The sequence below is a fragment of the Sinosporangium album genome (assembly GCF_900100605.1).
Taxonomy (GTDB): Bacteria; Actinomycetota; Actinomycetes; order Streptosporangiales; family Streptosporangiaceae; genus Sinosporangium; species Sinosporangium album.
The window spans coordinates 43,860-54,545 of record NZ_FNCN01000038.1; the positions used below are offsets into that span (position 1 = coordinate 43,860).

A 10,686-nucleotide genomic window follows, 5' to 3' on the forward strand; every position below is an offset into this window, starting at 1 on the left:
TGGGCTCATGGCTCGCACCCGGTTCGCCGCAGACCGGGGCCTCACCAGGCGCATGGTCCTCACCATGTTCCTGCTGGGGCTGCTTTATGTGGCATTCGTAGCAGTGCTTATCGCTCTGGGCGCCCGAGCGATCACCGTGCTGGTGATCGCCGGGGGCTTTCTGCTGGTGCAGTACTTCTTCTCCGACCGCATCGCCCTCTACGCGATGGGCGGTCGGGAGGTGTCCCCCGAAGAGGCGCCCCAGCTGCACGCGCTGATCGACCGGCTCTGCGCCATGGCCGATATGCCGAAACCCAGGGTCGCGATCGCCGAGAGCGACGTTCCCAACGCCTTCGCCACCGGGCGCGACCAGAAGCACGCGGTCGTCTGCGTGACCACCGGCCTGCTGCGCCGCCTCTCCGCCGAAGAGCTCGAAGGCGTCCTCGCCCACGAGATGTCCCACGTGGCGCACCGCGACGTCGCCGTGATGACCATCGCCTCGTTCCTCGGGATCGTCGCCGGGCTGATGACGAGGTTCGCCCTCTACACCGGCCTCGGCCGCAGCCGCGACGACCGCGGCGGCCTTCCCGTCGGCCTGATCATCATGCTGGTGTCCGTGCTGGTCTACGCGGTGAGCTTCCTGCTCACACGGGCACTGTCCCGCTACCGCGAGCTGGCCGCCGACCGCGCCGGCGCACTGCTCACCCAGCGCCCCTCCGCCCTCGCCAGCGCACTGACCAAGGTCAGCGGCGACATGGCCCGCATCCCCACCGAGGACCTGCGCAAGGCCGAGCCGTTCAACGCCTTCTACTTCGCGCCCGCGCTCTCCCCGGGCGCCAGCGTGGCCGCCCTGTTCTCCACGCACCCGCCGCTGGACCGCAGACTCGACCAGCTCGCCCGCATCTCCGCGGAACTGGGCAGGCCCTGACAGCAGGCCCCGACGAGGGCAGGAAGGAGAACGGGGACGACGATGCGGTGGTGGGACACGTTGCTGGGCCGTACCAAACCCGTCGCGCCCGACCTTGACGCGCTTTTCCGGCTGCCGTCGGCCGCGGTGACGCTCAAGGCGGCGAGCGGTTTCGACCCGACGGGCAAGGGGTCGGTGAGTTTCCGCGCCGCCGAGGGCGGCGCGTTCACGGAGCTGGAGAGCGACGCCCGGGCCCTGATCGGGGAGCGGGCCGAGCGGTCCACCGACCAGTACGGATACACCTGGCTCACCGTGACCTACGAACCGGACGACGTCGGCGGCCTGGTCACCGACCTGCACGCGGTGAACACGTCCCTGGAGCAGGCCGGGTTCGGCCCCGCCCTGCTGTGCTCGCTCGTCTCCTTCGTCGGTTCGGCCGGAGAACGGCTGGCGCTGGTCTACCTCTACAAACGCGGCACCTTCTACCCCTTCGCCCCGCTCCCCGGTGAACGGAGGGACAACGCACTCGAACTCCAGGTGCGCGGTGCTCTGAGTGGCGAGCTCCAGATCGAGCGGGACCTGAGCAGGTGGTTCCCGGTCTGGGGTGCCCCGGGCATCATGTGACCGACCCGCGCACCCTCACCCGCGTGGCGGCGTGGCTGCTGGTCGCCGCCGCGCTGCTCTACAGCCTGTGGCTGCCGCAGCAGTACCTCAACCCCCACATCGACCGGGTCACCGCCTACATCAGCGAGCTCGACGCGGCCGACCAGCCGTGGTCGTGGATCGGCAGGCTCGGCGACGCGCTCGCCGGGGCGGCGGTCCTCGCCGCCGTCGCCCTCGTGCCCGACCCGCGGCCGAACAGGTGGAGTCTGACCGGATGGATCGGGCTGGCCGTGTTCGGCGCGGCGACCCTGATCGACGGGATGCTCGCGCTCGACTGCGCCACGCTGAGCGACCCCGCCTGTCTCGCCCGCGAGCACGCGGGCACCGTGTCGCTCTCGCACGACCTGCACACGGCCAGCAGCGCCGTCGCCGCCTTCGGAGCCATGTTCAGCCTCCTCACCCTTCCCGTCGGGTCGCGCTCACGCGCGATCAGGTACGGCGGAGCCGTCCTGGCCCCCGCCGCCTTGGCGGCGACGGTCTGGACCCTGCTGGCCGTCTCCCTCCAGGGCCAGGTGGGGGCCGCGCAGCGGCTCCAGGTCGCGCTGTTCGCCCTGTGGACGGTGGTGGTGGCGTACGGCCTGCCGCGTGCCGGGCCGGCCGGCCGCAGGGGCGGCGTCCACGTGGTGCGCGAGGGCACGGGCACACCCGTGATCGTGCTCGCGTCCGGCATCGCGGGCGCCTGGTTCCACTGGGACGGTGTCGCCGCCGCGCTCCGGGGTGAGGGCACCGTGGTCGGCTTCGACCGTCCCGGCCTCGGGCGCAGCCCGGCGCCTGTCGTCCCGCCGACGCTGCGGCGCGAGGCCGTACGGCTGCTCGCCCTGGCGGGCGGTTCGCCCGCCGTGCTGGTGGCGCATTCGGCGGCGGCGTGGCACGCCGAGGCGTGCGCCCGCTGGTGGCCGGGGCCGGTCGTCGGGATGGTGCTGGTGGATCCGAGCTGCGAGCCGGGCGGCAGGCGCGGCACCGCGTTCGGCAGGGCGCTGCGCGGGGCCATGCCCGCCCTTGGCGGCACGTTCGGCATGGCTGTGCTCGCCCGCCTGCTGGGCCCGCCCGCGCACCGCCTGCTGGCGCCGGACGGGCCCGGGGACGGCCGCGAGCGCGAGGTGTACGGCAGCGCCAGGGTGGCGGCGGCCTCCGCCGGCGAATGGCTGGCCTACCGGGACATGGCCCACGACATGGCGGCGCTGCGGAGGGAGCGGCCGTATCCGCCGATCCCGACCGTGGTGATCGGCACGGGCGCCGACGACCGGTGCCAGCGCGATCTCGCCGCGTCGCTCCGCGCGGAGCTGGTCGTCCTGCCCGGCTGCGGACATCAGGTGCACCTGGAGCGGCCCGCCGCGGTGGCCGCCGCGGTACGCGCGGTCATCGCGGCGTGGAAGCGCGGGGGACGCCGGTCGGGGCCCCGCTCGGACCCGCATTGATCTACCAAAAGGGTCCTGAGCAGGGAAAAGGCGGATATCGACCCTCATAGCGGGTATATCGCTCCCCGGGCAGATCACTGTCGGGCAGGCCACTGTCGGGCAGATCACTGTCGGGCAGATCACTTGGGGCATCGACTGCGGGGGATCGCAGGGGACCGCGGGGGGATGACGTGAGGCACGCCGAGGTCTGGGGCCTTGAGCCCGGGGCCGGGAGCGCGCAGGCCGTAGAGAGCGAGCGGTCGTCGCGCTTCCTGGCCGCTGTGCCCAGGGTGCTGTCGACCGTGCTCGCCGTACTCGCCGTCTACTGCCTGCTCATCGCCCTCGTCGCCCCCCTGCGGCACGCCCTCGTGCCCGTGACCGAGACGGTCAGCGTCGGGCTGTTCACCCTGGAGGCCAACCTCGCGTACGCGGTGTTCATAGCGCTACTCGCGGGCGCGGTGGCGCGGCGCAAACGGGTGGCGTACTGGGTATTCGTCGCGGTCGTCGTCATCACCCTGCTCGCCGACGCCGTCACCGTGCCGGTATACGTCTTCATCCCGGAGCTGAGACCGGAGTTCCCCGCGGCCTTCTTCATCGCCACGACCGTCAACCTCGTGCTCATGACCGCCGTCCTCGTCATCATGGTCGCGGCGTACGGCGAGTTCTACGCCAAGGTCCAGCACGCGGCGTTCCGCAAGGCACTGACCACGGTGATCGCGCTCCTGATCGTCTCCTTCGCCATCGGCATGGGGCTCGTCACCCTCTTCCCCGGCACGCTGCCGAAGGATGCACACCTGACCTGGGTGCTGGAGAAGACCCTGGGCGGCGCGATCAGCTTCGACTTCCACACCAGCGGCCACCCCCCGCAGTGGGTGGGGTTCCTCATCGGGCTCATCAGCGCCACCGCGCTGCTGGCGGGTGCCGCGGTGCTGTTCGGGTCGCAGCGGGCCCTCGCCGTACTCGCCCCGCGGGAGGAGACGCACATCCGCACCCTGCTCGCCGAGCACGGCGAACGCGACTCGCTCGGCTACTTCGCCACCCGCCGCGACCGGGCCGCGATCTTCTCCCCGAGCGGAAAGGCGGCCGTCTCCTACCGCGTCGTGGCCGGAGTGAGCCTCGCCGGGGGCGACCCCATCGGCGACCTGGAGGCGTGGCAGCCCGCGATCTGCGCCTTCCTCGACCAGGCCAAGGCGTACGGCTGGACGCCGGCCGCCGTCGGCGCGAGCGAGGAGGGGGCGCGCGCCTACCACCGGTCCGGGCTGCACGTGCTGGAACTCGGCGACGAGGCCGTGATCGACATCGCCGCGTTCTCCCTGGGAGGGCGCGGCATGCGCGCCGTACGGCAGGCGGTCAACCGGGTCGAACGCGCGGGCTACACCCTGCGGATACGCCGCCACAGCGCGCTGCCCCCCGACGAGATGCACCGTGTCATCGAACGCGCCCGCGCCTGGCGGGACACCGAGACCGAACGGGGGTTCTCCATGGCCCTCGGCCGCCTGGGCGACCCGGCGGACGGGCGGTGCGTGCTCGTGGAGGCCCTGGACGCGCAGGGTGGCGAGGCCGCCGTGCTGTCGTTCGTGCCGTGGGGGGAGCACGGCCTGTCCCTGGACCTGATGCGCAGGGACAGAGACGCCGACAACGGGCTGATGGAGTTCATGGTCGCCGGGCTGGCCGGCCATGCCCCCGCCCTCGGGATCGAGCGCATCTCGCTGAACTTCGCGGTGTTCCGCGCGGTGTTCGAGGAAGGGGCCCGCATGGGGGCGGGCCCGGTGCTGCGGGCCTGGAGGCGCACGCTGCTCTTCTGCTCCCGGTGGTGGCAGCTTGAGTCCCTCTACCGCTCAAGCGCGAAATACCAGCCGATCTGGGTGCCGCGCTACCTGGCCTACGGCGAGGCCCGCGACCTGCCCAAGGTGGGGTTCGCCAGCGCCGCCGCCGAGGGCTTCGTGCCGAGCCGCAGCCTGCACGCCCTGCTGCACCGCGGTGAGGCGGACGCGCAGGCCCGCGCCGAGGCCGGAGCGCCGCCCGCCGTCCCCGAGCTCCAGGCCGCGGACGGCCCCGCCGTACACGCTCCGGAGCAGGTGCAGGTGCGGATGGCCAAGCTCGCCGAGATCCCCGAGCCGTACAAGCCCATGTTCGACCGCACGGACACCTGCGCCGACGTACGGCAGCGCCACGCCGGCCTGCCCCCGGGCTCCTCATCCGGCGACTGCGTCGCCGTGGCAGGCCGGGTCATGCTGGTGCGCGACCACGGCGGGGTGCTGTTCGCCACGATCGCCGACTGGAGCGGGCGGCTCCAGCTCATGGTCACCGACCACGACCTGCTGGCGCGGTGGCGGCGCACCGTGGACATCGGCGACCACGTCGGCTGCCGCGGCGAGGTCGTCGCCACCCGCACCGGCGAGATCTCCGTGCGCGCCGAGGACTGGACGCTCACCGCCAAGTGCCTGCACCCCCTGCCGCACGCCCGCCGGGGCTTGAACGGGGCCGAGAGCACGGCCAGGAGGCGCTACCTGGACCTGGTGCTGCGGCCCGAGTCGCGCGAGATGCTGCGGGTGCGGGGGACCGCGCTGCACGCGCTGCGCAACTCCCTGGTCGACCGCGGGTTCCTGGAGGTGGAGACCCCGATGCTCCACCCCGTGTACGGCGGAGCGTTCGCCAGGCCGTTCATCACGCACAGCAACGCCTACGGCGACATGCGGCTGTATCTCCGCATCGCACCGGAGCTCTACCTGAAGCGCCTGTGTGTGGGGGGTGCGGAAAGGGTCTTCGAGCTCGGCCGTACCTTCCGCAACGAGGGCGTGTCCCCCAAGCACAACCCCGAGTTCACGATGCTGGAGCTGTACCAGGCGTACGCGGACTACGGCACCATGCTCGTGCTCGCCCGGGAGCTGATCCAGGAGACGGCCGTCGCCGTCTACGGATCCCCGGTGATCTTCCATAGGCGTGCCGCCGTGGACATCTCCGGCGACTGGCCGGTGGTCACCGTGTACCAGGCGATCTCCGACGCCGCAGGGCAGGAGATCACCCCGGGCACGCCGTACGCCGACCTGCTGGCCGTCGCCGAGCGGACCGCCGTCCCGATCGACCCCCGCTGGCGCAGGGGAGCGGTCGTGCAGGAGCTCTACGAGCGCCTGGTCGAGGCCCGGACCACGCGGCCCACCTTCTACACCGACTTCCCGGCCGACATCTGCCCCCTGACCCGCCCCCACCGGGACGACCCGAGCCTGGCGGAACGGTGGGACCTCGTCGCCTACGGCACCGAGATCGCCACCGCCTACTCCGAGCTCATCGACCCGATCGAGCAGCGCCGCCGCCTCATCGAGCAGTCGCTCCACGCCTCCCTCGGCGACCCGGAGGCCATGGAGGTGGACGAGGACTTCCTCCTCGCGCTCGAACACGCCATGCCGCCCACCGGCGGCCTCGGTCTGGGTGTCGATCGGCTGGTCATGCTGCTCACCGGTGCCTCGATCCGACAGACCCTGACTTTTCCCCTCATGCGTCCCGAACCCCGGTAGACCTTTTGGAAACCCACGGATAGCGTCAAGTCCGGGCGCGGCGCATCGGCGTCCGCGGCCCCCGATGATGGCATCGGCGCATGATCAAGATGACTCGTGCGGCGCTCCTCGCCGCCGCCGCGATCGCCGGTGCCGCAACGTTCGGCGGGATGGCCTCCGCCGACGCGGTCAGCCCGGCCGACCCGGTCAAACCGAAGGTGACGATGCAGAACGAAGCTTCACGGGTGACCGTCGTGGGACAGGGCAGTGTGGCGTCCGCTCCCGACATCATGCGGCTCAACGCGGGGGTCGAGGCGCGCCGCCCCACCGCGGGCGAGGCATTCGCGGCGGCCAGGGCGGCGGCGGGCCGCCTCACCCAGGCCCTGCTCGACGCGGGCGTGCAGGCCAAGGACCTGCAGACCAACGACCTTTCGCTCGGACCCGAGTTCGAGGTGCACCCCAAGGTCTCCGGGTACCGCGCCTCCCAGGGCGTGGTGGCGATCGTCCGCGACGTCTCCACCGCGGACAAGGTCATCGAGGCCGCCGCGTCCGTCGGCGAGGAGGTCCGCCTCAACGGCGTCTCCTTCGAGATCTCCAACCCGGAGGCCGCGACGAAGGCCGCCAGAGACCGCGCCTTCCAGGACGCGCTCGCCAAGGCCACGCAGTACGCCGAACTCGCCGACAGGCGGATCGGGCGGGTCGTCTCCATCAGCGAGGAAGGCGGCGTTTCGCCGCGCCCGTTCCTGATGGGCGCCGCCGCGGTCGCCGACAAGGAGTCCATCAGCGTCGGTCAGGAGATCACGTCGGTCACCGTGCGCGTGGTCTTCGAGTTCGCCCCGCAGGACTGAGCCCCGCGGCCCCGGAGGCCCCACCCATGACCGTGCCCGCGGCACGCGTTCGCGCGCACCGCGGGCACATATGGGCGCATGCGGGCCGGCCGCAGTAGGGCCACGGTGCAGCCACAGTGCAGCCACAGTGCAGCCACCGTGCGGCCACCGTACGGCCCCCAGCCTCTGTACGGCTCAGCCTTCGCGCGGCCCGCCGGCCTTCGCGCGGCCCGTCAGGGGAGGGCCAGCATCCGGTCGAGAGCGACCTTGGCCCAGTGGGTCGTGTCGGAGTCGACGGTGATCTGGTTGACCACGGTCCCCGCCGCGAGCGACTCCAGCGCCCACACCAGGTGGGGCAGGTCGATGCGGTTCATCGTGGAGCAGTAGCAGACCGTCTTGTCCAGGAAGGCCACGTTCTTGTCGGGGAACATCTGCCCGAGGCGCTTGACCAGGTTCAGTTCGGTGCCGACGGCCCACGAGGAACCGGAGGGGGCGGCCTCCAGCGTCTTGATGATGTATTCGGTGGACCCCACGTAGTCGGCCTTGGTCACGACCTCGTGCCTGCACTCGGGGTGGACGAGCACGTTGACGCCGGGTATGCGCTGCCGTACGTCGTCCACGCACTGGGCGGTGAACCGCCCGTGGACGGAGCAGTGGCCTTTCCAGAGGATCACCTTGGCGTTCTTGAGCTGCTCGTCGGTCAGACCGCCGTTCGGGCGGTGCGGGTTGTAGACGACGCAGTCGTCGAGCGACAGGCCCATCTCCAGCACCGCCGTGTTGCGGCCGAGGTGCTGGTCGGGGAGGAACAGCACCTTCTCGCCGCGCTCGAAGGCCCAGGTCAACGCGCGCTCGGCGTTGGAGGAGGTGCAGACCGCGCCGCCGTTCCTGCCGCAGAACGCCTTGATGTCTGCGCTGGAGTTCATATACGTGATGGGAACGGTGACCCCGGCCACCCCGGCGTCCTCCAGGGTCTCCCAGCACTCCTCGACCTGGTCGAAGGTCGCCATGTCCGCCATCGAGCAGCCCGCGGCGAGATCGGGCAGGACGACCTTCTGCCGGTCCGTGGTGAGGATGTCGGCGGATTCCGCCATGAAGTGCACGCCACAGAAAACGACGAACTCCGCGTCCGGGCGGGCCGCGGCCTCCCTGGCCAGCTTGAACGAGTCCCCGGTGACGTCCGCGAACTGGATCACCTCGTCACGCTGGTAGTGGTGGCCGAGGACGAACAGCCGGTCGCCGAGGGCGGCCTTGGCTCTCCTGGCCCGCTCCACGAGAGCCGGATCTGACGCGGGCGGCAGCTCGCCGGGACAGTCGACTCCGCGCTCGCTGTGTGGGTCCTCCGACGTGCCCAGCACGAAAAGCGGAAGCCCGATCTGGGTGGTCGACACGACCACACCCCCTTATCGTCGAACTGACGACTAATGATGGCACAGCCGTCGGAGATCACCTGGTCCGGGGGGGCTTATCCGGATATTGCCGCAGGTCAGAGTGGTGGGAGCGGTTCTCTCCGGCTGTGCCGTACACATGTGGTCGCCCGCAGGGGGCGCGCGCGGGGACGCGCGGGCGGACGCGCGGGGGCCTGAAGGGGACGGCGAGGGCCGCCAGGGCGGAAACTCTCAGGCGGCTCGCGGAATGTGTGGACCTCGGCAGGTGTTGCTACCGTCTAAGTAGAGACGTCAGAACCAAGACAGTCGCCCGCGGCGGCGGCTAACCACTACGCGGGAGCAGCACATGACGGTTGAGAGCAGCGAGACCACGCAGCAGGGCCTCGTCCTGACCGACGCGGCGGCGGCCAAGGTCAAGAGCCTGCTGGAGCAGCAGGGCGAGGAGGGCCTCCAGCTCCGCGTTGCCGTGCAGCCGGGTGGTTGCTCCGGCCTCCGCTACCAGCTTTTCTTCGACGACAGGTCGATGGACGGCGACGTCGTGACCGACTTCGGCGGCGTCGGCGTCGTGACGGACCGCATGAGCGCTCCCTACCTCATGGGTGCCACGATCGACTTCGTCGACACGATCGAGAAGCAGGGCTTCACGATCGACAACCCCAACGCCACGGGCTCCTGTGCCTGCGGCGACTCCTTCAACTAGATCACGCCACGTCCGCGGCTCCGCGGGAGGCGTCGACGTGTCCGAGCGATGGTGATGGCGCGTGAGAACGCCGGGGACACACAGACCCGCCGGTGACGAGCCGGCCGTGACGAGCGTCGGAGAGGGCCCCGTCCGCCTTGGTGCGGGCGGGGCCTTCCCGTATCCTTACGTGGCTCATCGGCGGCTCCACAGGGCCGCCCACGCCCTCTAGAGATGCTGACAACGAGGAGAAGCACCCCGTGCGCATCGCCGTCACAGGTTCCATCGCGACCGACCATCTGATGACCTTCCCCGGTCGGTTCGCCGACCAGCTCATCGCCGACCAGCTCGACCGGGTGTCCCTGTCGTTCCTCGTCGACGACCTGCAGATCAGACGCGGGGGGATCGCCGCCAACATCAGCTTCGGCATGGGGTCCCTCGGCCTCGCCCCGATCCTGGTCGGCGCGGTCGGAGCCGACTTCGCGGACTACCGCTCATGGCTGGAGCGGCACGGCGTCGACTGCGAGTCGGTCCACGTCTCCGAGCTCCACCACACGGCCCGCTTCCTGTGCACGACCGACGAGACGCACAACCAGATCGCCTCGTTCTACACCGGCGCCATGGCCGAGGCCCGGGAGATCGAACTCCAGCCGATCGCCGACCGGGTGGGCGGGCTCGACCTCGTCGTCGTCAGCCCCAACGACCCCGACGCCATGCTCCGCCACACCGACGAGGCCCGTCTGCGCGCCATCCCGTTCGCCGCCGACCCCTCGCAGCAGATCGCCCGCATGGACGGCGAGCAGATCCGCTCCCTCGTCGAAGGCGCGGCCTACCTCTTCAGCAACGACTACGAGAAGGCCCTCATCGAGCAGAAGACCGGCTGGAGCGAGGACGACGTCCTGCGGCGTGTGGGCATCCGCGTCACGACCCTCGGCCCCAAGGGCGCCCGCATCGACCGCGTGGGTGAGCCCTCACTCCACGTCCCGCCCGCCCCCGAGCTCGGCAAAGCCGACCCGACCGGCGTCGGCGACGCCTTCCGCGCCGGCTTCCTCGCCGGCCTCGCCTGGAACCTCGGCCTCGAACGCTGCGCCCAGATCGGCAACCTCACCGCCACCCACGTCCTTGAGCGTGTGGGCTGCCAGGAATACGAGCTCAAGCAGCAGGTCTTCCTCGACCGCTTCGCCGACGCCTACGGCGCCGAAGCCGCCGCCGAGATCGCCCCCCACCTCCGCTGCCTCCACCCCTGACCCGCCCCACCCCCGCTGAGGCCGACGTTCTGGGTTTCTGGCCGCTTTGGGAGTGCGAGCGGGCGCCGGTGTCTGGACTGAGGAGCGTAGGGAGCGTAGCGACCGGAG

At 71.2% G+C, this 10,686-nt stretch carries 8 protein-coding genes; 7 read left to right on the forward strand and 1 reads right to left on the reverse strand.

What is annotated here, in order from left to right:
- The first annotated feature begins 7 nt into the window (after nt 1-7).
- The 5 genes from htpX to BLQ73_RS26645 all read left to right on the forward strand — a co-directional run bounded on the left by htpX (nt 8) and on the right by BLQ73_RS26645 (nt 7,288).
- Complete coding sequence (htpX, locus tag BLQ73_RS26625) at nt 8-907, forward strand: zinc metalloprotease HtpX (RefSeq protein WP_093174602.1); 900 nt, start codon at nt 8-10, stop codon at nt 905-907.
- A gap of 42 nt (nt 908-949) precedes the next feature.
- On the forward strand, nt 950-1,510 hold the full coding sequence (pspAB, locus tag BLQ73_RS26630; RefSeq protein WP_093174604.1) for a PspA-associated protein PspAB: 561 nt from the start codon (nt 950-952) through the stop codon (nt 1,508-1,510).
- The gene (locus tag BLQ73_RS26635) at nt 1,507-2,967 is read left to right on the forward strand and encodes an alpha/beta fold hydrolase (protein WP_176955699.1); all 1,461 of its coding nucleotides are present in this window, start codon (nt 1,507-1,509) and stop codon (nt 2,965-2,967) included. The genes pspAB and BLQ73_RS26635 overlap by 4 nt, the downstream gene beginning before the upstream one ends.
- Before the next feature lie 170 nt (nt 2,968-3,137).
- Nucleotides 3,138-6,461, forward strand: a complete 3,324-nt coding sequence (gene lysX, locus BLQ73_RS26640; protein ID WP_093174608.1) for a bifunctional lysylphosphatidylglycerol synthetase/lysine--tRNA ligase LysX — start codon at nt 3,138-3,140, stop codon at nt 6,459-6,461.
- Between the two features lie 80 nt (nt 6,462-6,541).
- Nucleotides 6,542-7,288 (forward strand): SIMPL domain-containing protein, encoded by a 747-nt coding sequence (locus BLQ73_RS26645; RefSeq protein ID WP_093174610.1) that lies wholly within the window; start codon nt 6,542-6,544, stop codon nt 7,286-7,288.
- 212 nt (nt 7,289-7,500) lie between these two features.
- Here BLQ73_RS26645 and nadA read toward each other — a convergent pair whose 3' ends face one another.
- Entirely contained in the window at nt 7,501-8,655 is a 1,155-nt protein-coding gene (gene nadA / locus BLQ73_RS26650) for a quinolinate synthase NadA (protein ID WP_093174620.1), read from the reverse strand.
- A 343-nt stretch (nt 8,656-8,998) separates the two neighbouring features.
- Between nadA and erpA the strand changes: the two genes are divergently transcribed.
- Nucleotides 8,999-9,352, forward strand: a complete 354-nt coding sequence (gene erpA, locus BLQ73_RS26655) for an iron-sulfur cluster insertion protein ErpA (protein WP_093174612.1) — start codon at nt 8,999-9,001, stop codon at nt 9,350-9,352.
- A gap of 239 nt (nt 9,353-9,591) precedes the next feature.
- A complete protein-coding gene (locus BLQ73_RS26660; protein WP_093174614.1) occupies nt 9,592-10,578 on the forward strand; it encodes a carbohydrate kinase family protein in 987 nt (328 codons plus the stop codon).
- The last annotated feature ends 108 nt before the right edge of the window (nt 10,579-10,686 follow it).

Bases quoted from the DNA above. Each gene is read 5' to 3' on its own strand.
- htpX (WP_093174602.1), top strand. From the start codon at position 8: ATGGCTCGCACCCGGTTCGCCGCAGACCGGGGCCTCACCAGGCGCATG.
- erpA (WP_093174612.1), top strand. From the start codon at position 8,999: ATGACGGTTGAGAGCAGCGAGACCACGCAGCAGGGCCTCGTCCTGACC.
- BLQ73_RS26645 (WP_093174610.1), top strand. From the start codon at position 6,542: ATGATCAAGATGACTCGTGCGGCGCTCCTCGCCGCCGCCGCGATCGCC.
- pspAB (WP_093174604.1), top strand. From the start codon at position 950: ATGCGGTGGTGGGACACGTTGCTGGGCCGTACCAAACCCGTCGCGCCC.